At 37.9% G+C, this 24,980-nt stretch carries 33 protein-coding genes; 19 read left to right on the top strand and 14 right to left on the bottom strand.

What is annotated here, in order from left to right; genetic code table 11:
- Window positions 1-254: 254 nt before the first annotated feature.
- The 5 genes from AWM68_RS20730 (at window position 255) to AWM68_RS20710 (ending at window position 6,638) form a co-directional block, all read left to right on the top strand.
- Window positions 255-1,520, top strand: a complete 1,266-nt coding sequence (locus tag AWM68_RS20730) for an extracellular solute-binding protein (protein ID WP_066246032.1) — start codon at window positions 255-257, stop codon at window positions 1,518-1,520.
- 152 nt (window positions 1,521-1,672) lie between these two features.
- A complete protein-coding gene (locus AWM68_RS20725) occupies window positions 1,673-2,935 on the top strand; it encodes a sugar ABC transporter permease (protein WP_066246031.1) in 1,263 nt (420 codons plus the stop codon).
- A 1-nt stretch (window position 2,936) separates the two neighbouring features.
- A complete protein-coding gene (locus AWM68_RS20720; RefSeq protein ID WP_066246030.1) occupies window positions 2,937-3,773 on the top strand; it encodes a sugar ABC transporter permease in 837 nt (278 codons plus the stop codon).
- 30 nt (window positions 3,774-3,803) lie between these two features.
- The gene (locus AWM68_RS20715) at window positions 3,804-5,327 is read left to right on the top strand and encodes an alpha-amylase family glycosyl hydrolase (RefSeq protein ID WP_066246029.1); all 1,524 of its coding nucleotides are present in this window, start codon (window positions 3,804-3,806) and stop codon (window positions 5,325-5,327) included.
- Between the two features lie 288 nt (window positions 5,328-5,615).
- Window positions 5,616-6,638: a LacI family DNA-binding transcriptional regulator gene (locus AWM68_RS20710; protein ID WP_066246028.1), complete on the top strand. Its 1,023-nt coding sequence runs from the start codon at window positions 5,616-5,618 to the stop codon at window positions 6,636-6,638.
- 110 nt (window positions 6,639-6,748) lie between these two features.
- On the opposite strand, the gene ligD is transcribed toward AWM68_RS20710, so the two are convergent.
- From ligD to AWM68_RS20695, 3 genes are read right to left on the bottom strand one after another with little or no spacing between them, the layout of a single operon-like run.
- A complete protein-coding gene (ligD, locus tag AWM68_RS21940; protein ID WP_066246027.1) occupies window positions 6,749-7,669 on the bottom strand; it encodes a non-homologous end-joining DNA ligase in 921 nt (306 codons plus the stop codon).
- The gene (locus AWM68_RS21935) at window positions 7,642-8,604 is read right to left on the bottom strand and encodes an RNA ligase family protein (RefSeq protein ID WP_066246026.1); all 963 of its coding nucleotides are present in this window, start codon (window positions 8,602-8,604) and stop codon (window positions 7,642-7,644) included. The genes ligD and AWM68_RS21935 overlap by 28 nt, the downstream gene beginning before the upstream one ends.
- Entirely contained in the window at window positions 8,601-9,482 is an 882-nt protein-coding gene (locus AWM68_RS20695) for a Ku protein (protein ID WP_066246025.1), read from the bottom strand. The genes AWM68_RS21935 and AWM68_RS20695 overlap by 4 nt, the downstream gene beginning before the upstream one ends.
- 164 nt (window positions 9,483-9,646) lie before the next feature.
- On the opposite strand from AWM68_RS20695, the gene AWM68_RS20690 reads away from it, so the two are divergent.
- A complete protein-coding gene (locus AWM68_RS20690) occupies window positions 9,647-10,783 on the top strand; it encodes a histidine kinase N-terminal domain-containing protein (RefSeq protein WP_066246024.1) in 1,137 nt (378 codons plus the stop codon).
- A gap of 55 nt (window positions 10,784-10,838) precedes the next feature.
- Here AWM68_RS20690 and AWM68_RS21795 read toward each other — a convergent pair whose 3' ends face one another.
- Window positions 10,839-10,976 (bottom strand): hypothetical protein, encoded by a 138-nt coding sequence (locus AWM68_RS21795; RefSeq protein WP_197468215.1) that lies wholly within the window; start codon window positions 10,974-10,976, stop codon window positions 10,839-10,841.
- Window positions 10,977-11,032: 56 nt separating this feature from the next.
- A complete protein-coding gene (locus AWM68_RS20685) occupies window positions 11,033-11,896 on the bottom strand; it encodes a DegV family protein (RefSeq protein ID WP_066246023.1) in 864 nt (287 codons plus the stop codon).
- 156 nt (window positions 11,897-12,052) lie between these two features.
- Between AWM68_RS20685 and AWM68_RS20680 the strand changes: the two genes are divergently transcribed.
- Window positions 12,053-12,919 (top strand): YitT family protein, encoded by an 867-nt coding sequence (locus AWM68_RS20680; RefSeq protein ID WP_066246022.1) that lies wholly within the window; start codon window positions 12,053-12,055, stop codon window positions 12,917-12,919.
- A 140-nt stretch (window positions 12,920-13,059) separates the two neighbouring features.
- Window positions 13,060-13,878 carry a BsuPI-related putative proteinase inhibitor gene (locus AWM68_RS20675; RefSeq protein ID WP_066246021.1) on the top strand — a complete coding sequence of 273 codons (819 nt, stop codon included), beginning with the start codon at window positions 13,060-13,062 and terminating at the stop codon, window positions 13,876-13,878.
- Window positions 13,879-13,953: 75 nt separating this feature from the next.
- Here the strand turns inward: AWM68_RS20675 and AWM68_RS20670 are convergent, their stop codons facing one another.
- Window positions 13,954-14,214 carry a NifU N-terminal domain-containing protein gene (locus AWM68_RS20670; protein WP_066246020.1) on the bottom strand — a complete coding sequence of 87 codons (261 nt, stop codon included), beginning with the start codon at window positions 14,212-14,214 and terminating at the stop codon, window positions 13,954-13,956.
- Window positions 14,215-14,239: 25 nt separating this feature from the next.
- A complete protein-coding gene (locus AWM68_RS20665) occupies window positions 14,240-14,692 on the bottom strand; it encodes a GNAT family N-acetyltransferase (protein WP_066246019.1) in 453 nt (150 codons plus the stop codon).
- Window positions 14,693-14,837: 145 nt separating this feature from the next.
- On the opposite strand from AWM68_RS20665, the gene AWM68_RS20660 reads away from it, so the two are divergent.
- Window positions 14,838-15,425, top strand: a complete 588-nt coding sequence (locus AWM68_RS20660; RefSeq protein WP_066246018.1) for a GDSL-type esterase/lipase family protein — start codon at window positions 14,838-14,840, stop codon at window positions 15,423-15,425.
- Between the two features lie 27 nt (window positions 15,426-15,452).
- Here the strand turns inward: AWM68_RS20660 and AWM68_RS22165 are convergent, their stop codons facing one another.
- From AWM68_RS22165 to AWM68_RS20650, 3 genes are all read right to left on the bottom strand, one after another.
- Window positions 15,453-15,857: a DUF3813 domain-containing protein gene (locus AWM68_RS22165; RefSeq protein WP_066246017.1), complete on the bottom strand. Its 405-nt coding sequence runs from the start codon at window positions 15,855-15,857 to the stop codon at window positions 15,453-15,455.
- A gap of 2 nt (window positions 15,858-15,859) precedes the next feature.
- Entirely contained in the window at window positions 15,860-16,003 is a 144-nt protein-coding gene (locus AWM68_RS21630; RefSeq protein WP_156488494.1) for a hypothetical protein, read from the bottom strand.
- A gap of 350 nt (window positions 16,004-16,353) precedes the next feature.
- Complete coding sequence (locus AWM68_RS20650) at window positions 16,354-17,166, bottom strand: Cof-type HAD-IIB family hydrolase (protein WP_066246016.1); 813 nt, start codon at window positions 17,164-17,166, stop codon at window positions 16,354-16,356.
- Between the two features lie 142 nt (window positions 17,167-17,308).
- Between AWM68_RS20650 and AWM68_RS20645 the strand changes: the two genes are divergently transcribed.
- Window positions 17,309-18,082, top strand: coding sequence for an alpha/beta fold hydrolase (locus tag AWM68_RS20645; RefSeq protein ID WP_066246015.1), 774 nt, complete (start codon window positions 17,309-17,311; stop codon window positions 18,080-18,082).
- Between the two features lie 3 nt (window positions 18,083-18,085).
- Here the strand turns inward: AWM68_RS20645 and AWM68_RS21625 are convergent, their stop codons facing one another.
- A complete protein-coding gene (locus AWM68_RS21625; protein WP_156488493.1) occupies window positions 18,086-18,277 on the bottom strand; it encodes a hypothetical protein in 192 nt (63 codons plus the stop codon).
- 109 nt (window positions 18,278-18,386) lie between these two features.
- On the opposite strand from AWM68_RS21625, the gene AWM68_RS20635 reads away from it, so the two are divergent.
- From AWM68_RS20635 to moaD, 4 genes are read left to right on the top strand one after another with little or no spacing between them, the layout of a single operon-like run.
- Window positions 18,387-19,706, top strand: a complete 1,320-nt coding sequence (locus AWM68_RS20635; RefSeq protein WP_269446804.1) for a molybdopterin molybdotransferase MoeA — start codon at window positions 18,387-18,389, stop codon at window positions 19,704-19,706.
- A complete protein-coding gene (gene mobB, locus AWM68_RS20630; protein WP_066246013.1) occupies window positions 19,646-20,173 on the top strand; it encodes a molybdopterin-guanine dinucleotide biosynthesis protein B in 528 nt (175 codons plus the stop codon). Before AWM68_RS20635 ends, mobB begins: the two co-directional genes overlap by 61 nt.
- Window positions 20,170-20,631 carry a molybdenum cofactor biosynthesis protein MoaE gene (locus tag AWM68_RS20625; protein ID WP_066246012.1) on the top strand — a complete coding sequence of 154 codons (462 nt, stop codon included), beginning with the start codon at window positions 20,170-20,172 and terminating at the stop codon, window positions 20,629-20,631. Before mobB ends, AWM68_RS20625 begins: the two co-directional genes overlap by 4 nt.
- Window positions 20,631-20,870, top strand: coding sequence for a molybdopterin converting factor subunit 1 (gene moaD / locus AWM68_RS20620; RefSeq protein WP_066246011.1), 240 nt, complete (start codon window positions 20,631-20,633; stop codon window positions 20,868-20,870). The genes AWM68_RS20625 and moaD overlap by 1 nt, the downstream gene beginning before the upstream one ends.
- 117 nt (window positions 20,871-20,987) lie before the next feature.
- Here moaD and AWM68_RS21790 read toward each other — a convergent pair whose 3' ends face one another.
- Both AWM68_RS21790 and AWM68_RS20615 read right to left on the bottom strand, forming a co-directional pair.
- On the bottom strand, window positions 20,988-21,128 hold the full coding sequence (locus AWM68_RS21790; RefSeq protein ID WP_197468214.1) for a hypothetical protein: 141 nt from the start codon (window positions 21,126-21,128) through the stop codon (window positions 20,988-20,990).
- Window positions 21,129-21,132: 4 nt separating this feature from the next.
- The gene (locus tag AWM68_RS20615; protein ID WP_066246010.1) at window positions 21,133-21,426 is read right to left on the bottom strand and encodes an HNH endonuclease; all 294 of its coding nucleotides are present in this window, start codon (window positions 21,424-21,426) and stop codon (window positions 21,133-21,135) included.
- 89 nt (window positions 21,427-21,515) lie between these two features.
- Between AWM68_RS20615 and AWM68_RS20610 the strand changes: the two genes are divergently transcribed.
- Entirely contained in the window at window positions 21,516-21,839 is a 324-nt protein-coding gene (locus tag AWM68_RS20610) for a hypothetical protein (protein ID WP_066246009.1), read from the top strand.
- An 89-nt stretch (window positions 21,840-21,928) separates the two neighbouring features.
- A complete protein-coding gene (locus AWM68_RS20605) occupies window positions 21,929-22,108 on the top strand; it encodes a YjzC family protein (RefSeq protein ID WP_066246008.1) in 180 nt (59 codons plus the stop codon).
- A 38-nt stretch (window positions 22,109-22,146) separates the two neighbouring features.
- Here the strand turns inward: AWM68_RS20605 and AWM68_RS20600 are convergent, their stop codons facing one another.
- Entirely contained in the window at window positions 22,147-22,326 is a 180-nt protein-coding gene (locus tag AWM68_RS20600) for a YjzD family protein (protein ID WP_066246007.1), read from the bottom strand.
- A 418-nt stretch (window positions 22,327-22,744) separates the two neighbouring features.
- On the opposite strand from AWM68_RS20600, the gene AWM68_RS20595 reads away from it, so the two are divergent.
- The 3 genes from AWM68_RS20595 (at window position 22,745) to AWM68_RS20585 (ending at window position 24,970) form a co-directional block, all read left to right on the top strand.
- On the top strand, window positions 22,745-23,485 hold the full coding sequence (locus AWM68_RS20595; RefSeq protein WP_066246006.1) for an alpha/beta hydrolase: 741 nt from the start codon (window positions 22,745-22,747) through the stop codon (window positions 23,483-23,485).
- A 114-nt stretch (window positions 23,486-23,599) separates the two neighbouring features.
- Window positions 23,600-24,511: an NAD-dependent epimerase/dehydratase family protein gene (locus AWM68_RS20590; protein ID WP_066246005.1), complete on the top strand. Its 912-nt coding sequence runs from the start codon at window positions 23,600-23,602 to the stop codon at window positions 24,509-24,511.
- 279 nt (window positions 24,512-24,790) lie between these two features.
- Complete coding sequence (locus tag AWM68_RS20585; protein WP_066246004.1) at window positions 24,791-24,970, top strand: ComZ family protein; 180 nt, start codon at window positions 24,791-24,793, stop codon at window positions 24,968-24,970.
- Window positions 24,971-24,980: the final 10 nt, after the last annotated feature.

Raw genomic sequence — 24,980 nt, 5'->3', positions numbered from 1 at the left:
TTGCCTTCAACTTGTAATGATGATAGTATAAACCGCTTACATCAAAAAAATCAAGAGCAATGAAAGCGAAAACAAAAATAATTAAAAAAGTATTGTAAAAATTCAAAGCATAGGTATAATGAAATTGAGCACGTAATGCAATCGTTTTCATAAACGGCAAAAAACTTCATTAAAGACAGAAAAACATTTTTTTTGCTAATCTGTGCAAACGTTTGTATGCTTCGAATTTCCAATTACAATAGGGGGTACAATTGATGAAAAAGTTATTAGCATTACCATTAACTTTTGCTCTAGCTGCAAGTGCTCTAGCTGCTTGCGGACCGCAAGATGACAGCTCATCTACTGGCGGCAAGAAAGATAAGGCGGCAGACAAGCCTGAAAAATTAGTGATCTGGGAAGACCAAGAAAAAGGTTCTGGTACTCAAGACGCTATTAAAAAGTTCGAAGAGAAATACGGTATCAAAGTTGAGATGAAAGAAATCCCAATGCTTGACCAGCAAGAAAAGCTTCGTCTTGATGGACCAGCTAAAAAAGGACCAGACGTTATCACAACTCCACATGACCGTATTGGACCATTAGCAATTGAAGGACTAATCGCACCAATCGAAGTTTCTGATGATGTTACAAAGCTTTACACTGAATCTTCAATTAATGCATTAACATATGACGGAAACCTTTATGGACTTCCAAAGTCAACTGAAACACCAGTTTTCATCTATAACAAAAAGCAAATGTCTGAAGCACCAGAATCTTTAGACGATGTACTTGCTTTCTCTAAAGGTGACAAAGGTGGAGCACAATACGGATTCCTAGCAAACTGGACTGACTTCTACTTTGCGAACGGTGTTCTTTCAGGATACGGAAGCTATGTATTTAAAGACGACAACGGAACTCTTGATCCAAAAGACCTTGGTCTAGCTAATGAAGGTGCTGTTGAAGGATTAAGCTACATCACTAGCTGGTACAAAGATGGATTATTCCCTAAAGGTATCATTGGTGAAAAAGCAGGACAAACAATTGACGGACTTTTCCAAGAAGGTAAAGTTGCTTCAGTTATGAACGGTCCTTGGTCATTCCAAGGGTACAAAGATGCTGGCGTGGATATCGGTGTTGCACCAATGCCTAAATTGCCAAACGGTGAGTATGTAAAAACGTTCATCGGAGTTAAAGGTTACAATGTAAGCCAATTCTCTGAAAACAAAGAATGGGCTGCAAAACTTGTTGAGTTTATCACAAACGAAGAAAATGCTAAAACTCGATTTGAGAAAACAGCAGAAATCCCTCCAGTTGTATCTCTTATGGAGGACCCAATCATTGCAGACAACGAAGCAGCTAAAGCTGTAGCTGTTCAATCAGAACGTGGAGTTCCAATGCCAAACATTCCTGAAATGGCAGAAGTTTGGGCTCCAGCTGCAAACGCACTTCAATTATCTGCAACTGGTAAGTCTGAGCCAAAAGCTGCTCTAGACAGTGCAGTAAAAACAATTGGACAAAACATTGAAGCAAACCACAGCAAGTAATAAATAATTAGAGGAAAGCGGTACCCAAAAGTCGCGGGTACTGCTTTCTCTAACTATTGTGTTTGTTGGAAAGATTTGCTTATGAATGGGTCCTAAAATCTTTCGAACAAAACACAAAACAGTAAGTGGGCAAAAGAAAGGGGAACCCTGTAATGACACATCGTAAGTCGGCAGCGCTGCTGTCCATCATTCCAGGAATGGGGCAATTTTATAACAAACAATTTGTTAAAGGTTTCGCATTCTTAATTTTAGCAGCATGTTATTTTATTGCATTTTTGGATTTTCTAAATATCGGGCTTTGGGGAATTGTAACTCTTGGTACTGAAGTGCCTCGTGATCACTCAATATTCTTGCTAGTAAACGGGGTTATATCAATACTCGTAGTAGCAATCGGATTAGGGTTTTACTCATTTAACATTTATGATGCTTACCAGAATGGGAAAAAGCGTGATCAAGGGTTAAAACTAAGCACACTGAAAGAGCAATACCACAATGTAGTTGATAAAGGATTCCCGTACTTAATGGTTGGTCCTGGATTCCTATTATTAATCTTTGTTGTTATTTTTCCGATTATTTTCATGTTGCTTCTTGCTTTCACGAACTACAACCTATATAACTCTCCACCAGCAAAACTTGTGGATTGGGTAGGGTTCAAGAACTTTATTGAAATATTCTCGTTAGATATTTGGCGTGAAACTTTCATATCTGTTTTTGCATGGACGATTATCTGGACTTTTACGGCAACAACACTTCAAGTTTCAGTAGGTATTTTCCTGGCAGTTGTTTTAAACCAAAAGGAAATTAAGTTTAAGGGTGTTATAAGAACACTATTGATCTTGCCTTGGGCAGTACCAGCATTCGTATCGATTTTAATTTTCTCAGGATTGTTTAATGACACATTTGGGGCGATTAACCAATCTCTTTTAGCACCACTTGGAATCGATTCCATACCTTGGATGACAGATCCTTTTTATACGAAGATCGCATTGATCTTTATTCAATCTTGGCTAGGCTTCCCGTTCATCATGGCGATGACAACTGGCGTACTTCAGTCCATACCGGGTGAATTGTATGAAGCTGCAACAGTAGATGGCGCATCGAACTGGGATAAGTTCCGCAAGATTACACTGCCAATGATTCTATTTACAACAGCACCAATCTTAATTACACAATATACGTTTAACTTTAATAACTTTAACGTTATCTACCTCTTTAACAACGGTGGTCCTGCAGTAGCTGATCAAAATGCAGGAGGAACAGATATCCTAATCTCATGGATCTATAACTTAACGATGACTTCAGCTCAATATAGCAAGGCTGCAGCAGTAACTGTACTATTATCGTTAATTATCGTTTCACTTGCCCTATGGCAGTTTAGAAAGACGAAATCATTTAAGGACGAAGGAATGATTTAATATGAGTATAAAAACAGCAAGAAGAATTCGTTTAACTCTGTCCTATCTAGTATTATTGTCGGCTATAGCAATCGTAATCTATCCAATTCTCTGGGTTATTGGTTCTTCCTTTAACCCAGGTAACACACTATCGAGCTCAACGATCATTCCTGAGAATGCGACATTGACTCATTATAAAAAGCTGTTCGCTGAAACGGATTACCTCATTTGGTACTGGAACACACTGAAAATTTGCTTTATCACAATGGTACTTTCGGTAATCTTTATTGGTCTTACAGCTTATGCATTTTCAAGATACAAGTTTGTTGGACGTAAGAACGGACTTCTTCTTTTCTTGATTTTGCAGATGATTCCGCAATTCGTAGCCATCTTGGCAATCTATATTCTTGCATACCAAGTAGGTTTGCTTGATACACACTTTGCCTTAATTCTTGTGTACGTGGGCGGATTAATTCCGATGAACACATACTTAGCGAAGAACTATTATGATACGATTCCTAAAGAATTAGATGAATCTGCACGTATTGATGGTGCTGGGCACTTCCGTATCTTTTGGCAGATCATTCTTCCGCTTTCAAAGCCAATTCTTGCGGTAATCGCACTCTTTAGTTTCATTTCACCGTTCGCTGACTTTATCTTAGCTTCGATTCTAATCAGCTCAGATGAAAAGATGACACTTGCGGTTGGTTTGTTTAACATGATTAAGAACGAATTTGGAAACAGCTTTACACTTTTTGCAGCAGGTTCTGTTTTAGTAGCAATTCCGATTGGTCTGCTTTTCTTATCACTGCAGCGTTACTTTATTTCTGGACTAACAGCTGGTGGTACAAAAGGTTAAAAACAGCAAAGCACTCAAGGAGGAACGGCGATGGTCAAAAGAATGATGTTCTTAGGCTTAGCGTTTCTTCTTTTTTTATCTGTTCAAAATAAAGCGCTTGCAGAAAAAAAGGAAGAGCGATCATGGAGAGATGAAACGATCTACTTTATTATGGTAGACAGGTTTCATAATGGAGATAAAAGCAATGACTTTGAAGTGGATTTAAATGATCCTCTAGCCTATCATGGCGGTGATTTTAAAGGGATTATTGAAAAGCTTGATTATTTAAGTGACCTTGGTGTAACAGCCATTTGGCTGACGCCTGTCGTTAAAAACGAGACAAAAGGGTACCACGGTTACTGGACAGAGGACTTTTACGAAACGGAAGAGCATTTTGGCTCTAAGGAAGATTTAAAGAAGTTAGTGAAACAAGCTCATGACCGTGACATTAAAGTAATAGTAGATTTAGTCGTAAATCACACTGGATATCAGCACCCATGGTTAGTTGACGCAGAAAAAAAGGACTGGTTTCATCCGCAGATGGAGATCGGAAACTGGGATAATCAACAAGAAGTAGAAAACGGTTGGCTGGCAGGGCTGCCTGACCTCAATACAGAAAATCCAGAAACACGAAAGTATCTTTTGGATATGGCCGAGTATTGGATAAAAGAAACGGATATTGACGGCTATCGTTTAGATACAGTAAAACACGTTCCAAAAGATTTTTGGAGAGAATTCTCTGACCGTGTTAAGCAAACCAAGCCCGGCTTTTACTTAATTGGTGAAGTATGGCACAACGACCCAAGATATATTGCAGATTACAACAAAGCAGGAATTGGATCGTTTGTTGATTATCCATTGTTTAATGAAATGGTCCGTATCTTTAGACAAAGCGGACAATCACTTTCTGAACTGAATGCAGTATGGGAAAGAAACAAATTTTATTATAAAGACCCTTATACATTAGGAAACTTTATTGATAATCACGACAACACTCGATTTGTGCGTGAAGTGCTGTTAAAGCAAGAAGATCCAGAGAAAAGACTTAAAATGGCTTTAACTTATCTTTATACTGCACCTGGAATTCCAATTCTTTACCAAGGAACAGAGCACATGATGGATGGTGCAAAAGATCCTGACAACCGCAGAATGATGGATTTTTCACAGAATAAGAATATGGAGGCTTTCACAGCCAAACTAGGGAAGCTAAGACAAAAACACCCTGCTCTTCGCCGCGGAGATTATTCGATGTTGGTTGATCAAGGGGGAACAGCGGTCTTTAAGCGATCATATAAAGATGAAACACTTTATATGGTCTATAACAATGATAAAAAGAAAAATACCATTTCATTTGCAGATAAGGACTTACAAGATAGAAAGCTAGTGAGTCTCCTAAACAAAGATGAAATTAAGGTAAAGAAAAACAAAGTCGACTTGACTCTAGACGGAGAAAAGGTGCAGATTTATTCGGTACAAAAGGCCGACACTCAATGGATGACATATATTCTAGCCTGTGGACTAATTGTCGCAGCTGGTATTATTCTCTATCTATTAAAAAGAAATAAGCGTTCTTGATTCTTGTTTCATTTTCTTCATTGTCAAGTTGATTGCAGTGAAAGATGCGAGACTACGGCTAGGACAAGCGGTCAGGTGAGACCCTTAAGGGCGCAAAGCGGCAAGGGGCTCACCGCCTGCCCCGCGGAAAGCGAGCATCTGTAACGGAGATCAACCACTTTCAAGCGCTACATTGTTTAACAAATCCAAAATAATTAATATTTCTTTTTTACTAGAAATTCTATACAATGATGTAGGATTAAGTAAGCGTATACACAAAGCCAAATAGTCTGAAAGGGGGACTATAACATGTCAGTTACAATAAAAGATGTAGCAAAATTAGCAGATGTTGCTCCGTCTACTGTATCAAGAGTAATCGCAAACAACCCTCGTATCTCTGAAAAAACAAAACGAAAAGTAAAAGAAGCAATGGACTATCTTGGCTATCATCCAAACTTCAATGCTAGAAGTTTAGCAAACCGAAGCACCCAAGCCATTGGACTTGTTATGCCAAGTTCGGCTGATAAAGCATTCCAAAATCCCTTCTTTCCAGAAGTTATCAGAGGGATCAGTACAATTGCTCACGAACAAGAATATGCCTTATATATGTCAACGGGGAATACGGAAGATGAAATATTTGAAGGTGTTGTCCGTATGGTGCAAGGGCGTCGCGTTGATGGAATCGTAATGTTATATTCCCGTGTGGATGACCGTATCATGTGCTATTTGCAAGAACAGAAATTCCCGTTTACTGTTATTGGTAAGCCATTTAAGAACGCGGAAAGCATAACGCATATAGACAATGATAACTTTAAGGCTGCACAAGAAATGACGGAATATTTGATTTCACTCGGTCATGAACGAATCGGTTTTGTAGGTGGAAATTTAAATTTAGTCGTAACCATCGACCGGTTATTAGGTTATGAAAAAGCCATTCGAAACGCAGGGCTACCATACAAAGACGAATATATTGTTCATGAAGAGTTTTTAAAAGAAGGAGGGCAGGAAGCGGTTAAAGAACTACTTGCCTTAAAAGAGCCTCCATCCGCACTTCTTGTGATTGATGATGTTATGTCATTTGGGGTCCTAAGTACACTAAACGAATTAGGAGTAAGTGTTCCAGATGATATATCGTTATTGAGCTTTAATAATGTTATGTTATCAGAGCTTTCATCACCTTCATTAACTTCTGTAGATATTAATATATTTAAACTTGGTTATGAAGCGGCTAAAGGATTGCTAGAATGCATCAATACACCTGATAAACCAGCAAAGCGAGTTGTCGTACCATTTGAATTAGTGAAGCGACAAACTTGCAGCAGTGTGAAATAAGGGTTCCTTTTCGAATGTGGCTCACCGCCTGCCAGCGGAAAGCGAGCACCTGTAACGGAAATCAACCCCTTACACTAACAACGAAGCCTAAAGAAGATTCTTTTATCTCCTTAGAGGCTTTTTTCTTTGAGTGCTTTTATGACAGGCAGGATCGGCTGATTACTTTTTGCTTTAAAAAAGTCTTTAAACGGATCGCCGACATCTTTCACCCGGTCATTTATTACGTTTAAAGGGAACATTTCGGGCCTTAAAGACTGGTTCACTTCATGCCAGTGTAACGGTGTTGCAACAAGCGCATCCTCATTACCTCTTACCGAGTAAGGGGCGATAATCGTTTTACCTTCAGCATGCTGAATATAATCCACATAACATCGGTTTCCGCGATTCTTTTTCAATCGTTCAATCGTAAACCATTTAGGTTCTTGTTGAATCAAATAATGAGCGAGGAACTCTGTAAAGAGGCGTGATTCGTCAAAAGTTACCTTACCATCAGGAAGGGGAATATAAATTTGCATTCCTTTATTACCACTAGTCTTAATAAATGTAGAAAGGTTTAACTTGTCGCAAATCTCTTTGATCATAATGGCTGCTTCTACAGAGAGCTGGAACTCATTTCGTGAAGGCGGGTCAAGATCCATTACGATCTCAGATGGGTAACTGGTACTAGATGTCCGGTAAGGAATATGAAACTCGAACGCAAGCTGATTGCCCAGCCACAGCAACGTTGGCAAGTTGTTGCACACGATATAATTGATATCATCTTCCTTAACAGTATTTACAAACGGTGGGGCATAATCTGGGCAATTTTTTTGATAAAACCGCTCATCGCCAACACCATGAGGATACCTGATGACGGTCAAAGCACGGTCTCTTAAAAAAGGGAGCATGTAGGGAGCAAGTTGAGTCAAGTAATTAATATATTCCACCTTTACAATATGTAGTTCTGGCCAAAGGGGCTTATCCGGACTGGTTAATGTAACAACTTCACCGTTAACGTTAAGGTTTAATGGCTCTTTTGCAGGCTTTCCCATGTGCATTCCTCCCAATGTACATCAAATCGAAAAGATACAAACCTAGGCTGTCTTAATTGATTCTTATACAGCTCCAAATAGGATAGGTCTACACATATAGAAGGTTCTAACGATATGAAAGAACCTGACTTTCCGTTTTGATTCTTTTTCACAATTTGAATTAATGCTTCTTTCTCTTCAGGAGAAATTCCATGAGAAAACAATCCTGTAAAGAAAACGGTTTGGTCTTTTATAACCCCCACATGGAAAAAGCCGTTTTCGGTATCATAACCAAGAATAAAAAATGTGTTTACTCTTAGGTTTTTCACTTTGATCCATTTGTTTGCCCTTTCTCCAGGCGACCATTTATTCGTAATATCCTTTGCAACGATCCCTTCACTCTCGTGAGTCTGAACAGTCTTCTCGAGTTTTACTTTGTCAGAAGTGAAAGGAATATAATTAATAGGGCTAGTAAGGGACACTTCATCTGTATGAACACCAAGCATATGAAGCAGATGTTGCAATTTTTCCTTTCTTTGTAAAAAAAGCTGCTGATAGATATACTTGCCTTCTAGTGCCAGTAGATCGAAAGAACAAAAAGAAGAAGGAAAGAGTTCAGATGCTTTTTTGATTCTATCATTTTGTTTGAGTCTTCCTCTCTTTTGAATTTGTTCAAAGCTCGCCTTAAACTGATTTTCAAGTATACAAAGCTCTCCGTCGATTAATAGGGGAAGTAGGTGTTTAATCTTTCCCTGAAGATTTTTTAAGTAGTAAGGAATCTCTGGGAAAATCGTGTGAAGCTCGTGACCGTTTCGAGAAGTCATGATGATCGATGATTCGTCCCAATATAATAGACATCTGAAACCATCATATTTTACTTCATATACCCAATTCTCACCTTTAGGCAGATCCGTTGAAAGAGAAGGGAGCATGGGTTTTAAAAACCGATTAATCATGAACTCGCTTTCTTTTTAGCGGATGACTTTTTCTTTTTTGCTTTCGTTTCACCCGATGCTTTTTGGGAAGAAGTTTCTTTTGTTTTTTTCTCTTTACTAACCGTTTCTTTTCCTTTACTCTCGTTGATCGACGCTTGAAGTGCTTCCATTAAGTCGACCACATTTGTTTTTGGCTTTTCTTTAGCAACCTTAACTTCATCACCCGAGATCTTACTATTGATCAATTCCAAAACGGCTTCACGGTATTCATCCTCATATTTTTCTGGTTCAAACGGAGAAGTTAATTGTTCAATCAGCTGTTTTGCCATATCAACTTCTTTTTCATTCAAAGAAACATCGTCTGTTAAACCAGGTACGTGGTCAATATTTCGAACTTCGTCTGGATAAAAAATGGTCTCCAAAACAAGGCCATTCTTATAAACGCGAACGGCAGCAAGATGTTCTTTTGATCTAAGCGTGAATTTTGCTAATCCAATTTTCCCGGTGTCTTCCATTGCTTTCTTGAGAAGAGCAAATGATTTTATTCCATTCTCTCCAGGGCCAATAAAATAGGACCGATTGTAGAAAATAGGATCAATTTCTTCTAATTGAATAAAATCAATGATTTCAATGGATTTATCAGAAACACCTGCAAGTTCATCTAATTCTTCTTTTTCTACCACGACAAATTTTCCTGGTTCGTATTCGTACCCTTTTACAATTTCTTTTGAATCTACTGTCTCTTCACAAACGGGACAGATCTTTTCATATTGAACAGGACTATGGCACTTTTCGTGAAGATACCTCATTTTTATATCCTTATTTTCCGTAGCAGCAAACAGCTTGATCGGTATGTTTACTAACCCAAAGCTGATTGCACCTTTCCACATCGTATGCATGGAAACCATCCTTTCGTTTACTCATTTATGTGATAGTTTCTCCATAGTGTAATACTTCATGTATATTTTTCCATAGAATATACAGATTTCGACAATGCATTGTAGAAAGAAGGAATATCATTCATAATGGGGGGAGAATTTGTTTTACTTAAAGGGTGATTATATTGGATAGCAGTACAAACATAAAAATAAATACAGAACTCGCTCATTTTCTAAGCGAACAAAAATCAAGCATTGTGGAAAAATGGCTGGAAAGAGTACTGTTGCCTCAAAATGACCCTTTCTATGAGGAAGTAAAAAAGAACGGACATCAAACGATTGTAGAACTGATCTATTATTTGGAAACAGGGTCACTTGAAAGATTGCATGCATTAACAACCAAGATTGCCAAAGAACGGATTGAAGCTAAAGCGAACGTAGGGGATTTTGTCCACAACATAAATGTTGGCCGCAGTATCGTGTATGAGCTTTTAATGTGTTCATTATTAAATGACCAAGCAAAAGGCGAGGGTGTCTTAAAAATGCAGCGTTATTTTGACCAGCTTGTATTTTTAAGCGTGAAGGAGTACACAGCACTTAAAGATTCAATTATTGAGCGAAAAAATCAATTCATTCAAGAGATGCACCATGATCGATTAACTATGCTTGGCCAGATTGCGGCAAGCTTTGCACATGAATTCCGTAACCCGCTCACATCTGTAAAGGGATTCATCTATCTGCTGCAAAAAGAGCTGGAAAAAACGGATCAATCTCAGTATTACTTTGAAATCATTCAAAATGAAATGCAAAGCCTTGAAGAAAAAATCACCCAGTTTCTTTATTTATCAAAAATGAGAGGCTTAGAAGATAAGCTTGAAAAGATTCCACTATCATCCCTGCTTCAGGAAATGATGGATTTCATGTATCCTCGGTTTACAGAGGCAAATATTGTTACGAGTGCTGAGATTGGTGAGAAAGCCATTATTGAAGGGGATAGCGCACAAATCAAGCAAGTATTATTAAATATCCTTGTTAATGCTGTAGAAGAGCTAAGCGGCTTGGATGGCGAAAGGAAGATAAGAGTTTCTATAAAAAGAAACGAAAATCAAACTGTTGATCTAGCCATTTGCAACAACGGAAATCCCATACCTGGATATTTGCTAGAGAACGTATTTGAGCCGTTCGTTACAACAAAATCTCTTGGTACTGGTCTTGGTCTATCTGTCTGTAAACAAATCGTTGAAAAGCACAACGGATCAATCGATGTAAGTTCTGGAGAAGACTTCACGTGTTTTACTATTAAATTTCCTATCATTAGATAACGGTTCTCAATAGAAAAAAAGCTCCCTGACTCAGGGGGCTTTTTCATATATCTAACTATAGATGATCTGGCTTTTTTGAATAGGGCTGTTTGCCTTTTTGCTTTATTTCACGTTCTGCTTCATTCTTCAATTGGTTCATTGCCTGATTATCTTCAGGACGCTTATTGTTATCTTTCGTATAACGATGTGTCATCAATATCCCTCCTGTCACTAACATCTGTCAGAAGGTAATCGTTTATTCATAATGTTTTAAGAAACTTTTTTAGGTGTATTTAAGAAGAATAACGCGATTGTTCCTGGACCTGCATGAGCACCGATTGCACAGCCGATCATCGTAATCAAGATGTTTTTGTTTCCGGTCTCTTCAATAATAAGTTCTTTCAAAGCTTGGGCCGTTTCGGTATCATCTGCATGGCTGATCCCGATTGTAATGTCATTAAGGGACGCAGCGCGTTCTTTCATAATTTCTACCATACGGCCAAGGACTTTTTTCTTTCCGCGCAATTTTTCTAGAGGAAACAGTTTCCCGTCTTCCATATGCAGAACGGGTTTGATTTTTAAAAGAGTACCCATAACTGCTGCGGTTTTACTGACTCGTCCACCTCGCAATAAATATTCGAGGTCATCAACGGTAAAAATATGTTCAAGATGATTACGGTAATGTTGAAGCGTATGTATGATTTCATCAAAAGACTTTCCATCTCTGGCCTCTTTGGCTGCTTCGTAAACCATTAAGCCGTACCCTAATGATGCTGACTGACTATCAAAGACTTCAATTTGAGCGTCTGGATACTCTTCAAGCACTTCGTTTTTCATAAGTACAGCAGTTTGATAAGTACCGCTAATCCCAGATGACAGTGTTACATAGATGGCTGGTTGTTTATTTCTAGCGCAAGATGTTAAAGTTTCTTTAATTATGGAAGGAGGAACTTGTGCTGTTTTTGGGACAGAGCCTTCCTTCATGTATGTATATAGCTGCTTCGGTTCAATATTGGATCGATCGAGAAACTCTTCATTATTTACCTGAACCACTAAAGGGAGCATCGTAATTTCATACTCATCTAAAATCTGTTTAGGTAAATCTGAACCTGTATCAGTAATTATCGTAATCATGTTAATTCACCCGCTTGGCTTTTTTCTATAGTTTAACTTGTGATGGAATGAAAAGGCAATGATCATGTATTAAAAATAGCTGATTTGACTATTGACGGAGTACATCGTTTTCTGTTAAAAATGAATCTTGGATTAAGAAAGGAGGGACCCTCACATATGACAGAACGTTTTCGCCTAAGCGATCTTGGTATAACAGAATTAAAGAAAATCTTTTTTATTATTTTAGGATCTTTATTAAACGCCGTTTCTCTTAACATGTTTTTAATTCCTGCAAAAGTCTATGCAAGCGGATTTACTGGGGTTTCACAGCTAATATCTTCTTTGCTTGTTAATACGGCTTTTCCAATTAGTACTGGTATTTTATATTTATTGTTTAATATTCCGGTTACCATCCTAGGCTGGATGAAGGTAGGAAAGTCATTTACAATCTATAGCTTCTTAAGTGTTATCATGATAACCGCTTTCCTTGAAATCATTCCAATAACTGTTGTTTCATCTGATATCTTGCTGAATGCTGTGTTTGGAGGAGTAATCGCTGCATTAGGTGTAGGAATCACTTTAAAGTACGGGGCATCCACAGGAGGACTCGATATCATAGCAATGATACTTTCAAGAATGAAAAACAAACCGATCGGTGGTTACTTTTTTGTCCTTAATGGATTAATCATTCTTGCTGCTGGATTTCTCTTCGGGTGGGAAAAAGCGCTTTACACACTTGTTGCGCTTTACGTATCATCTCGAGTTATTGACGCCGTACATACGCGTCACGAAAAGCTCACAGCGATGATAGTCACGAAAAAAGGAAAAGAGATTCAAGAAGCAATCCACGGTAAAATGGTTCGTGGTATTACAATTATTCCCGCTAAAGGGGCGTTTTCTAAGCAAGACAAAGAAATGCTGATCATTGTCATTACCCGGTATGAATTATATGACCTTGAGCAAGTGCTAAAAGAAGTTGATCCGAATGCCTTTACGAATATCGTTCACACCACAGGCATCTACGGCTTCTTCAGAAATGACTAATGGGGTCTGACCCCAAACAAATACAAAACTCTTGAATTTGTACACACGGTATGGACAATATCCATACCGTGTTTTATTTGTGCATGTTTTCTATAAATTCACCATATAAAGGTAAAAATGTAATGGAGGTGATCATCTCTATGATGCAAAAAACAAAGTATCTTTTCTTTATGTTTTTATCAATCATTCTTATAACATCAATTTTTCTTTCTGCATGCACGAAAGAAGAAAAGAAAAACGAAAAAGAAACTGGAGAAATTAGCTCTCAGTTAAATCCTGTGCTATCTATTCAACAACGAAATGATGGGATAGACTTTTTGGCTGTTATTGAAAATCATAGCAATCACACGGTAACGCTCAGTTTCAATGATTCTAAAATGTTCGACGTAACCGTTACAGATTCATCGAATACAGAAGTGTTCAGACATTCTAAAGGAAAAAGCTATGAGCAAAAACCGGAAAAAGTTCAGATAAAAGCTGGTGCGAGCCATATTTGGAAAACGAAGTGGAAAGTTTCTGCTGAAGAAAGAAAAGCTGGGATTTATAAAGTGAAAGCAGCTTTTACACCAAGTAAGATTTCCCCAGGAGCCCTTAATACAGAAAAGTTAACAGTTGAAGAAATCCTCACCTTACAATCCGGCATCGGAGAGGTGCAGAACAACTCATTTCGAAACATACAATTTTCAGGCAAAGATGGTAAATACAACGTGTCAGGAGAGGCGAGAGTGTTCGAAGCTTCGTTTGCCTATTCGGTTTCAGATGGTCATACCGTTTTTGTAGAGAATCATGAACAAACGAGTGAGGGTGCACCAGCATGGGCGCCATTTTCTTTTACGATCAACATACCAGCGGAAGATCTTCCTATAAACGGTACGCTTATGCTGGAACTTTTCTATTACAGTCCAAAAGACGGTGCAAGAACAGATTTACTTGCTGTGCCATTACAAAGGTTTAAGTAACTTTAACTAAATCTAAAATAAAAAAACCAGCCTGCAATAATAAAAAAGGCTGGTTTTCTGATGATAAGTTATTTTTTAAGCATTCTCTTCCAATGCTTTTTGGATTTCTGGCATTAGTTCATTCCAGTCACTATCATTTGTTTTATTAACCGTAATAAAGTTCTCAAATCCAAAGATTGATTCTACGCCGTCAATCGATAACAACGCTTTAGCAAGAGCTGAATCTGAGTCATCCCCAACGCGTGCAGAAAGTCTGCCTTCTAAAAATTTCTCTGAACCATCAAACTTTATTGCGTTTGGGTTTGGTGTAGGTTGAATTGAAAATTCAATTGCCATGATTGAACACTCCTTCATATTTTAATTAAAAGTGAAATGCATATCTTTTAGAGATGATATCATGAAAATCCAGTGAGTTATACAAATGCTTCGTGACAGAATTGTTGATTCCTGTTTCAAGCTCAATAGATTTAATTCCATCTCGTTCCGCCCAATAGATTAAATGAAGCAATAGTTTTCGAGCAATCCCTTTATTTCGGTGTTCTTCGTGTACATAAAGCTCGTTTAACCATAAATAAGGTCCACCGATGCGAAGACTAACTCCCAAATTAAAAAAGGCTATTCCAATCACAGAATTTTCTTCTTCAGCAACAATAATTCCGCTTTTATCAGGATGATCAAGTGCCATTTTAATACCCGCAAGTGTTCTGGATTTTTCTTCAGGCTCACCATCCATCGTCCTCTGCTGCAGGAATAAGTGTGCAATTTCTTCGATGATATGGGATTCAGCTTCATTCGTTACACGATATATTTTCATAAAATGCCCCCAAAATTACTCTGCCAACGTAAGATGTCTCTTTCACATAACACATTATAACAAATTTATTGAGTGTTTGACGTTTGATAAATGGAAATTTCTTTCGAATAGTTTAATAACAGTATCGAAAGGGAGATGAGTATGTATGAAAACTCTTGTTTGTTTTGGAGACAGCATCACTTCAAAAGAAAAGAGTAAAGATGGCTCGCTAAGATTAACTTCCCGTTTAAGGCAAGAGCTAACGGAGTGGGTAGTCATGAATGCTGGTATACCTGCAGAAACGACAAGAGCTGCTCTTGTAAGATTGCAAGACGATGTGTTACGTCATCATCCTGATTTTGTGACAATTCTTTTTGGCGCAAACGATTCAAGTGATCATAGGCTCATTCCTTTAAAAGAATACGAAAAAAACCTCACATATATGGTAAACAAGATAGGTGCAGAAAAAGTGATCTTAATCAGCCCAGCCCCAGTCTATGAAGAACAGCAAAAAGCTCGTACAAATGAAAGAATGAAAAAATACGCACAGATTGTAAAAAAGGTCGCAAAACACGAAGGAACCTCTTATGTCCCTTTATTTGAAACACTTGTTGAAAAAAACATTCAAAAATATGTAATTGACGATGGACTTCATTTCAATAAGTTTGGTTATGAAGAGTTAAGTGAATTGATATTAAGAAAAATAAACATGTTAACAGCAATTACATTTCCTAAAAAACAGCTTTCTCCTTAAAAAGAGAAAGCTGATCTTATTCATTATTTACTTTAATGAATCTGGATTTTCTTCCAATAAGCTCTGCGCGTCTTCTAAACTTAAGCCAGCCGCTTGAGAGAAAGATTGGGGCTGCCCAGACTCTAAATGGCCGGGTTCAGTTTGTCCAGACGTGAAGTGTTTAGATTGGGCATTTTGGGATGCTCCAGGATGAGAATGTGCATCAAGCTGCTTTTGGAATTCAGCAAGCTGTGCGCGTTCTGCATCTGAAGAATTCGCCATCGCAGAAGAAAGAGCATTTTGTGCAACTTCCATATCATGCCCGGAAAGTTCGGTATGAGATGGATTATGATGGTTAGAAATATTGTTATTCAGCTCATGTGTAGAGTTTTGCACTTTACCAACAGCTTGCTGAACAGCATTTTTAGCGATTTGAAATAATTTGTTTGCCATCGTTATATGCCTCCTAATGAATTTCTCTCTTCTTTTTCGCGTTTGCGACCTTCTTGTTCATCTTTACTAAAAGCCATTGTTGTTTCTTGGCTTACCATATCTGCACCTTGCTTAATGGTGCGTTTTGATCGGCTTTTTTTGCTCATTGGAATCCCTCCTTTTCTCCCATAGAATTAGTTTTTACCGTAGTGATTACAATATGTAGACTTACAATCAATCCATCATAAAAAGAAATGGAAAAACAAAAATCCCCAGCTGATTTCTTAGCTGGAGATTAACGGATTGTTTCTTTTTTATAAGAGCTGGCTATTTGAACAGTTCTTTCAATGTCCTCTTTCCAAAGTTGATTAGAGTATAAGGGCGAGACTCTTGGCTAGGACAGGCTGAGCAGGTGAGACACTTAAGAGTAAAGCGTACGAATGTGGCTAACCGCCTGCCTCGCGGAAAGCGAGCACCTGAAACGGAAATCAACCTCTTCCAAAAGCAACAAAGAAAATCAAACCAACTTCATAACATTTTTTAAATAATGTGCGATTCCTTCTTCTTGATTTGTTAATGTTACATAATTTGCACGGTCTTTTAGTTCATCAATAGCATTTCCCATTGCAACACCATGGCCTGCATATTCAATCATCTCAAAATCGTTGTCCTCATCACCAAAAGCGATGATCCGTTCTTGTGGGATATTATAGTATTCAGCGATTTTTTTTAACCCTGTTGCTTTGCTGATTCCTGAGCGGATGACTTCAATAATGTTCCAAGGTGCTGCCCAGACTCTTTGGTCAACTACTTCAGCATGTTCTTTTTCAAGCATTGCTCTAAGCTCTGCAATATGATGATCTTCTGGATGCACTAAAATGGCTGTCGGATCATCTTTTAGTGTTTGATGCAGGTCACCAATTTGAAGAGGATTTTCATTCATAATGAAAGTGTTCACAATTACTTCATCGGGTCTTTTTAAATATACGTCATCCAAAACCTCTACCATAATATTTTTCACTTTAAACGTTTCACAGGCTGTAATAATCCGCTTTGCAACATCCAGTTCAAGTGGTGAATGGTGGATGCCAAATTCAGCATCATGCGGGTGGTGAACAAACGCTCCGTTAAAATTTACGATGGGGGTTCTTAATTCAAGCTCTTCATAGTACATGTTAGATGAGCGGAACGGTCTTCCAGTAGAAATGCATACATGGTGTCCTTGTTCAATCAATTTAAAAAGAATTTCTTTTGTCTTACGGGGAATCTTCTTTTCATCTGTTAACAACGTACCGTCAAGATCAAGTGCTATTAAGTATGGTTGTGTCACGAAAGTACCTGCCTTTTTTAGAATCTTTACGTAAAGTGTATTATTTTACTTAGAAAAAGTCTATTCATACAGGTCTTCATTCATGAAAAAGAAACATGTCTCATGATAAGATGGAAAAAAAGAGAAAGAGGAGATACGCTTTATGGTTTTAATACAAAAAGGAACGGTTAAAGATATTCCTTTCTTAATGGCTGAAAAAAGAGAAAATACCGGTAAAAGCTTGCCGCTGTTTATTTTTATACATGGATACACAAGTGCAAAAGAACATAATTTACATTTTGCCTATTCTCTAGCAGAAAAAGGATTTCGAGTTATTTTACCAGATGCTCTTCATCATGGTGAACGAATTTTATCTAATCCTCCAAAAAGCATGGATTACGACTTCTGGAATATCGTTCATCAAGGCATCCAGGATGTTAACGCAATTATCGACTGGGCAAATGATAATGAACTTGTTACAGAAGACCAGATTGCCGTTGGTGGAACTTCAATGGGGGCAATCATTACGTACGGATCGCTTGTAAATAACCCTGAAATTAAGGCTGGATGTGCACTTATGGGAACACCAGCTCATGAAAAGTTTGCAAGGTGGCAAATTGAAAGAATACAAAAAGCAGGTTATGAAATTCCGCTTACCACTAATGAACTTGAGAAGTCCATGACCTATATCAAGGAATATGATCTTACAAGTAATATTGAAAAATTAAATGACAGACCCTTATTTATTTGGCATAGTGAAGTCGATGCGGTTATCCCTTATGAGTTTGCTAAACCATACGTTGAGACTTTAACTAAAAACAGTCAATCCGTTTATATGAATGATAAAACATCAGGACATAAAGTTTCGCGGGCTGCTTATTTAAATGCTGTAGAATGGATCACAGAACAGCTGAAAGTAAAAAAAGAAACGGTGTAATCTTTACCCCGTTTCTTCCAGTTTAAGTCGATATGTTCTCTTCGGCTGGTACATATGATCAATTTCGTCGATTTGTTTTTGTAAGGAATGCATGATACGAAGTGAGAAAACGCCTTGTTCGTTCAACTCTTCTGGGATGTCGGTAATGGTTACTTTAAAGCCAGAACGGTGGTAATATTCATAAGAAACCTTCATATGATCAACATCCTTTCCATAATTTAAAAAAATAATAACAAACTTGTCTCCAAAAGTAAACTGAAAAGTTTTTATTTTCTGAAAAATTAAAATTAAAGGAGGAAATCTCTTGCCTGTTAAAAAAAGAACACCACTTCCTGTAGCTGACGCTGTAGAGAAAATCATGGCTTATTCAAGATTATGGGATACGGAGAAACTGCCTTTAGTTGCGAGTGATGACCGAATAATAGCAACAGATGTCATAGCAACACATGATGTTCCTCCTTTTAACCGTTCTCCCTATGATGGTTTTGCTATCTTTTCGGAAGATACGAAGCATGCATCCCAAAACAACCCAGTTAGGTTAAAAGTAGTTGACGCTATTGGAGCGGGGCATGTAGCTTCATGCAGGGTTAACAGCGGTACAGCTATTCGAATTATGACCGGAGCAAAGATTCCAGATGGTGCAGACGCAGTAATCATGCTAGAACTGGTAAAAGAAATGACCGATCAAGAAAATTCGTATATTGAAATAAAACGATCTATTAAAAAGGATGAAAATATTTCGTTTCAAGGTGAAGATACACAGCAAGGAAAGCTTTTAGTGAAACAAGGTACAAAAATCACCCCTGGCATTGTTGCGATCCTCGCGACATTTGGCTATCATCTAGTTTCTGTCTATAAAAAGCCTGTCGTCGGCATCCTTTCAACAGGAACTGAACTTCTCGATGTACATGAAGACCTGCAGCCCGGAAAGATTAGAAACAGTAATGCTTATATGATAGCAGCACAGGTAAGATCAATGGGAGCTGAAGTGAAATTATATCAGCACAAAGAAGATGATTTGGATTCATTGTATCAAAACGTAAAAGAATGCCTTGAAGAAACAGATATGGTGATTACTACAGGCGGTGTTTCTGTTGGTGATTATGATTATCTTCCTGCAATTTACGAAAAGCTAGAAGCAGAAGTGTTGTTTAATAAGATTGCTATGAGACCAGGCAGTGTAACAACGGTCGCAGTTCATGAAGGGAAATGGCTGTTTGGTCTATCCGGAAACCCATCTGCTTGCTTTGTGGGTGCTGAACTGTTTGTCCGTCCAGTTATTTTATCAGGTATGAAAATGAATAAACCGCATTGTGCTGTCACAAAAGCCATACTTGCAAGTGATTTTCCTAAAGCCAATCCTTTTACTCGATTTGTTAGAGCAACCTTATCAGAAGACTGTGATCAAAAAGTTGTGACTCCTGCTGGTCTGGATAAATCCAGCTCCGTCTCATCACTTATAGAAGCAAATTGTCTCATTGTCCTTCCGGGAGGTACAAGAGGGTGGGCAAAAGGAAGTGAGGTAGCTGTTCTTTCATGGCATGGAGAGGGGAGTGAGTGGCCGTGGAATCACCCGTTATTCTCCAAGTCGTCGGTTACCAAAACAGCGGAAAAACAACCGTAATTACGAAACTGGTCAAAAGATTAAAAGAACATCAAATACAAACTGGAGTAATAAAACATCACGGACACAATGACAGACTGGACTTAAACGATTCAGGCAAAGATACAGAACGACACAGAACGGCTGGTGCATCTATAACGAGTGTAATTTCAGCAAAGAACTCGATATTGTCTATGGATACTGAGTTATCTATCAACCAATTGATCGAGATTTATACGGTATTAAAAATGGATTGTATTATAATAGAAGGATACAAAAATATACAGTATCCAAGGGCAGTGCTTCTTCGTGACAAAAAAGGTGACATAGACCTTTTCAATCGGTCAGAAACTGTTATTGCCCTTATCCATGAAAATGATGTAAAAATAAACACAAATCCCCCTCAATTTAAGTGGGATGAGGAAAAATGGTTGGATTTCTTAGTTCAATACATACTGAATGGCTATAAGGAGAGAAAAGGATCATGAAACGGTTTAACATTACGAATGAGCCTATTAACAATCAAGACGTTATCGATCAAGTGATCCATCATAATGCTGGAGCTGTTTCCGTTTTTATTGGAACAGTCCGAGAGATGACCGGTGACAAACAAACCAAGTTTCTTCATTACGAAGCGTATGTACCAATGGCTGAAAAACAGCTCCAAAAAATAGGGGAAGAGATTCTTGTGAAATGGCCAAAAGCAATAACAGCTATTTCTCATCGAATCGGAACACTCCAAATATCCGATGTTGCTGTCACAATCGCTGTATCTACACCTCATCGTCAAGATGCATTTGATGCAAGCCGCTACGCGATTGAACGGATTAAAGAAATTGTTCCGATTTGGAAAAAGGAACATTATACAGATGGTGAAGAGTGGGTTGGGAATCAAAAGGGAACAGAAGCCTATCCTGCTGGTCATCCAGAAGGAGTGGAGAAGTAGTGGTACATATTTTATTATTTGCAGGTTTAGCACAACAAGCAAAAACTGAAAAAGTAACTATTGATGTGAACTCACCCCTTTCAGTAGAGGAAATCAGAGGTCTGCTGCAAAATCAAGTTGGGCCGCTCAAAGGGATTGAACATGCACTCGTTGCAGTGAATGAAGAATATGTAGAGCTTACTGATCAAGTTAAAGATGGCGATACGGTTGCTTTTATTCCGCCAGTTAGTGGTGGTTGATCATTCAATTTCGTAAACTTTGTTGGATTTGAAAGTAGTTGATATCTGTTCCAGGTGGTCGCTTTCGGCTAAAATGATACTAAAACAAATAAGCACTAAACAGGAATTTGACTGTAGTTACTCGTCAGATTCCTTTTTGTTTTGCTCGAAACAGGTGTAGCATATATTTTTTTCATCGATGATGTAGCCTTGAAAAAACCCGTCTGTGCAATATAAATCTTTACCGCAAACACCGCATGTGCCGACCAATTCGTTCATTTCATCATCTCCTCTTCTTTAGTCGATTGGACTTTTTCATTCGTGGTAAAGCGGTGGCAGGTTGCTTTTTTAACCACTTTAGAAACTTTTTTATTTCAGGAGCATTTCTTAGAGATTCTATAGAAGCATAAAGTAATGCAAGCTCGGCATTTGTATATAGAAAATGAATTTGTTTATGACATGGAATACAAAGGTTAGCGGTTTCTGAAAAACGGCCGCCTTCTTCTTTTGGAATTAAGTGATGAACGGTTAGTTCAACCGGTTCTCTTCTGCAAAGCTCACATGTACCTTTCTCCACTCATTATTCAATCCCTTCACAATAGTAATTTGGGCACAAGTACCATCTTCATTTCCTTTGAATAGGATGTGGTAAAAGGAGGGGGTAATATGTATCCGCAACCATTTCCGTTCGGAGGATCACAAAACTTCGGAGGGCAGTCAGGCGGTATGGGCCGTTCACCGTTTAAAAAAATATATAAAACATGTATGAAAAATAGAAATCAGCATGTTCAATTGATGTTGATGGATGGTATAACCTATACAGGGTTTATCGAGTATGTTGATCAGCAAAACGTTTATTTTGCTATCCCATATGTAGAAAAGCAGCAAGAAAACCGCAATCAAGAAGCGCAGTATGATGTGCGAGGCTATCAAATTTATCGATGTGTGTTTCCTTTACATGCAGTAGCGGGAGTTAATAGCGCATATTAAGCAAATTTTTGTTGTTATTACTTCTTTTTTTTAGCAAGTGTTATCATGCAAACCGCGGGTAACCTATAAAAGAAAGGAGGGTACATCAAATGGGGCAGAATAAACATTTTAAACATGGTCAAAAAGCACCGAATAATGGGATGTATGTTGAAATCGGTGAAACCGGAAGCATGGTAAATGATCCACAGCAGATCCACTTATCAGCAGGTGACCGTTTTCCGGAAACAACAAACCATAATCGTGTATGGACATATAAAAGAAAACCGTAACTAAATATAAAAACCCGGAAAAAGTCCGGGTTTTTATCTTATATCTCTTCGCTTTTTGCTGGCAACAATTCACCTAAAACAGAAATAACGACTGTAAATATTACTCCAAAAATAGAAGCTTTTACAAAATCGAATGTTCCGCCTTGCATTGAAACAAGCACATAAAAAATCATATTGCTTAATAATAAAGACCAAATTAACGTCCAAATATAACGCATGCTACATTCACCTCTTTATGTAAACGAATTCTTTACCCTTCTGTATAGTAACAAAAGTTGAGATAAAGGGAAAGATTCTTTCTGTATTTTATCTAACATAATGTCATAAATGTTAATAATTTTCATAAATTGTTCAAGCTTAACAGGATAAAACCCATGAACAAAGAAGAAGGTACATAAACAAGAATTTTGTTATTACTTTTATGGGCAAAAAATAGGGAGGTAAAAAAATGGAGCAAAAGTGGGAGGAATTGAAGGCGTTAGAAGAACAAGATGAAAAGAACTTGACTCCACAAGGAAAAGAAACGCTAGAGCAGTTAAAAAAAGAGCTCGATTCTTAAAACTTAGGCAGATAACTTTGGCTAAAAATTTTCCCATGCATACATTAGATAAGAAAAGCTAATGCGAGGGGAGAATTGTGAGCATCGATAAACGCACTTTCCAAATTGATAATCAATGGAACATCATACATCTACCAGAGCAGCCTAATGGTTTCGCAGTAATGATTATCGGTGACTGCAGCCATTATGTGGACGAATATACAAGTCTTTGGAAACAAAACACTGAACGCGCAAACCTCATACAATCCCTCAAGAATCAAGGTTACACGATATTCTATTCTAATTTATATGGAAGACATTGGGGCAGTCCTTCTTCAGTAATACTTGCAAAGAGACTGTACCACTATGTCATGAAACATGAAATCTTAAATCCTAATATACATTTGATCGCGGAGGGAATGGGTTCGCTCGTTGCGCTGCGGCTTATGGAGGACATGGAAGAACATATTCGTTCCGCTCTTTTTATAAATCCATGTATTGACTTAAAGAGTCATTTTAACCATGAAAGACAAAACCGTTTGTTCTTCAAAAGATTGATCAGAGAGATTAGCTCAGCTTATCAAGTGCAAGTAGATAACGTAGAGCATCTTATTGACAATCTTCCTTCCATAAAAGATCTTAAAGCGAAAACCCCAGTTCAGATATGGCATGCTGCAAGAGGTGTAGCATTTAATTTCAAAGATCATAGCAGGACCTATGAAAAGAGAAGACAAAATCTTAATGCCCCGATATCCCTTTCCATTCATGTACCTGAGACGACATTCAATCCAGCCAGGGCATTTCAAGCCTTTTTTAAAAATCATGAAAAACTGTTATGAACCTCATTGTAAAGAAGTGTTCAATGAGGTTTTTGAATGGAAAAAAAGTATCGTATTCTTAGGAGCATCCCCATAGGATAGTAAGAGGAGAAAAATGGAACTGGAGGCTCTTACATGAAAAAGGCATTTGTAACAGGAGCGGCAGGGTTTATCGGTTATCATTTGTGCAGCCGTTTATTGGATGAAGAAGTTGATGTCGTCGGAATAGATATGGCAGCATCTCCTGATCGAATAGACTATATTGCACGCCATGCTGGATTTCAATATCTTCCTATGGATATTAATGAAGCTGACCTTCAGCCTCATACTAACGGATGTGATGTGATCTTTCACCTGGCTTGTTCAATCAAACCAACTGCACCGTGGGCAAATATAGAGGATGAAGTACAAAGACATGTCTCTGTTTTGAAAAAAGTAGCATCTTTTGCTAACAGCCAAACAAAACTTGTATACGTTTCTTCATATGATGTTTATGGTAAAAGGCAAGGTGATGTTCTGGAAAGTTCCCCTAAAAATCCTGAAACTTTATTTGGACTTATCAAGCTAACTGAAGAAAATATGGTAAAACAGTTGGCTGAACAGTACGATTTTCCTTTTGTGATTATGCGTTTACCTACAGTTTATGGACCGGGGCAACCAGAACATCATACGTACCAACAAGTGATCTCGATAGAAGATCAAGATCTCCAAAGAAATGAGTCTATATCAAAAGATTCAATAACAGAAGATGTGTTATTCGTTGATGATGCAGCTGAAGCACTGTATTTAGCCGGAAAGTCTTCAGCAAAAAATGAAATCTATAACATTTCAAGCGGCAACCCGAATCAGTGGGTGGAAGGCTTAAGCGAATTAAAAGCAGATAAATTAACATTTAAAGAAAAAAGAAAGATGAGGATTAAAGGGGAAAAAGCGGAAGCAGAGCTTGGATTTCGTGCAAAGACAAAAATAAAAGAAGGCATCATGAAGCAAATTATGCATTTTAGAAACAAAAACAAAAAATCAAAGCCAAATTCAAAAGAAATATAGCTGTATAGGTGCTCCTGAATATTCGGGACGCCTTCTTTGATTACTGCAATGAACGTAGGCTTTAGGGTATTGCATAGATTATTCATGTCGATTTAAATCAACCCGTGGATATAGTAGTAAAACTCGCGGGATAATTACCAAATCTCGCGGGAATAAAACCAAAACTTCAGGGATTACTTATTAAACAATCTCACAAAACATTTGTTCAGCACTCATTTTTCTTTATAATAGAAAGCGGGTTATTATACCTTGTACATATTGTTAGGGAGGTCTAAAAAAATGGATACAGAGCGCAACATGAAATTTATGCAGATCGCTATGAGTCATCTGCCTGAAGCACAGGCTTTTCTTGAGAAAAAAGGGATCGAATTAGGCATGGAAGATGTTCAGCCGATGCTTCAACTTTTAATGAATGTGATGAATGACGCGTACGAACTTGGAAAAGAAGAGAATAAGTAAACATAAGAAA

This window comes from Fictibacillus phosphorivorans (assembly GCF_001619875.1).
Taxonomy (GTDB): domain Bacteria; phylum Bacillota; class Bacilli; order Bacillales; family Fictibacillaceae; genus Fictibacillus; species Fictibacillus phosphorivorans_B.
This window is presented reverse-complemented; position numbering and strand designations above follow the sequence as displayed.

Excerpts from the sequence above, each read along its gene's own strand:
- AWM68_RS20730 (WP_066246032.1), top strand. The coding sequence starts at position 255 with ATGAAAAAGTTATTAGCATTACCATTAACTTTTGCTCTAGCTGCAAGT.
- AWM68_RS20725 (WP_066246031.1), top strand. The coding sequence starts at position 1,673 with ATGACACATCGTAAGTCGGCAGCGCTGCTGTCCATCATTCCAGGAATG.
- AWM68_RS20720 (WP_066246030.1), top strand. The coding sequence starts at position 2,937 with ATGAGTATAAAAACAGCAAGAAGAATTCGTTTAACTCTGTCCTATCTA.
- AWM68_RS20715 (WP_066246029.1), top strand. The coding sequence starts at position 3,804 with ATGGTCAAAAGAATGATGTTCTTAGGCTTAGCGTTTCTTCTTTTTTTA.
- AWM68_RS20710 (WP_066246028.1), top strand. The coding sequence starts at position 5,616 with ATGTCAGTTACAATAAAAGATGTAGCAAAATTAGCAGATGTTGCTCCG.
- ligD (WP_066246027.1), bottom strand. The coding sequence starts at position 7,669 with ATGGGAAAGCCTGCAAAAGAGCCATTAAACCTTAACGTTAACGGTGAA.
- AWM68_RS21935 (WP_066246026.1), bottom strand. The coding sequence starts at position 8,604 with ATGATTAATCGGTTTTTAAAACCCATGCTCCCTTCTCTTTCAACGGAT.
- AWM68_RS20695 (WP_066246025.1), bottom strand. The coding sequence starts at position 9,482 with ATGCATACGATGTGGAAAGGTGCAATCAGCTTTGGGTTAGTAAACATA.
- AWM68_RS21795 (WP_197468215.1), bottom strand. The coding sequence starts at position 10,976 with ATGACACATCGTTATACGAAAGATAACAATAAGCGTCCTGAAGATAAT.
- AWM68_RS20685 (WP_066246023.1), bottom strand. The coding sequence starts at position 11,896 with ATGATTACGATAATTACTGATACAGGTTCAGATTTACCTAAACAGATT.
- AWM68_RS20680 (WP_066246022.1), top strand. The coding sequence starts at position 12,053 with ATGACAGAACGTTTTCGCCTAAGCGATCTTGGTATAACAGAATTAAAG.
- AWM68_RS20675 (WP_066246021.1), top strand. The coding sequence starts at position 13,060 with ATGATGCAAAAAACAAAGTATCTTTTCTTTATGTTTTTATCAATCATT.
- AWM68_RS20670 (WP_066246020.1), bottom strand. The coding sequence starts at position 14,214 with ATGGCAATTGAATTTTCAATTCAACCTACACCAAACCCAAACGCAATA.
- AWM68_RS20665 (WP_066246019.1), bottom strand. The coding sequence starts at position 14,692 with ATGAAAATATATCGTGTAACGAATGAAGCTGAATCCCATATCATCGAA.
- AWM68_RS20660 (WP_066246018.1), top strand. The coding sequence starts at position 14,838 with ATGAAAACTCTTGTTTGTTTTGGAGACAGCATCACTTCAAAAGAAAAG.
- AWM68_RS22165 (WP_066246017.1), bottom strand. The coding sequence starts at position 15,857 with ATGGCAAACAAATTATTTCAAATCGCTAAAAATGCTGTTCAGCAAGCT.
- AWM68_RS21630 (WP_156488494.1), bottom strand. The coding sequence starts at position 16,003 with ATGAGCAAAAAAAGCCGATCAAAACGCACCATTAAGCAAGGTGCAGAT.
- AWM68_RS20645 (WP_066246015.1), top strand. The coding sequence starts at position 17,309 with ATGGTTTTAATACAAAAAGGAACGGTTAAAGATATTCCTTTCTTAATG.
- AWM68_RS21625 (WP_156488493.1), bottom strand. The coding sequence starts at position 18,277 with ATGAAGGTTTCTTATGAATATTACCACCGTTCTGGCTTTAAAGTAACC.
- AWM68_RS20625 (WP_066246012.1), top strand. The coding sequence starts at position 20,170 with ATGAAACGGTTTAACATTACGAATGAGCCTATTAACAATCAAGACGTT.
- AWM68_RS21790 (WP_197468214.1), bottom strand. The coding sequence starts at position 21,128 with ATGAACGAATTGGTCGGCACATGCGGTGTTTGCGGTAAAGATTTATAT.
- AWM68_RS20610 (WP_066246009.1), top strand. The coding sequence starts at position 21,516 with ATGTATCCGCAACCATTTCCGTTCGGAGGATCACAAAACTTCGGAGGG.
- AWM68_RS20605 (WP_066246008.1), top strand. The coding sequence starts at position 21,929 with ATGGGGCAGAATAAACATTTTAAACATGGTCAAAAAGCACCGAATAAT.
- AWM68_RS20600 (WP_066246007.1), bottom strand. The coding sequence starts at position 22,326 with ATGCGTTATATTTGGACGTTAATTTGGTCTTTATTATTAAGCAATATG.
- AWM68_RS20590 (WP_066246005.1), top strand. The coding sequence starts at position 23,600 with ATGAAAAAGGCATTTGTAACAGGAGCGGCAGGGTTTATCGGTTATCAT.
- AWM68_RS20585 (WP_066246004.1), top strand. The coding sequence starts at position 24,791 with ATGGATACAGAGCGCAACATGAAATTTATGCAGATCGCTATGAGTCAT.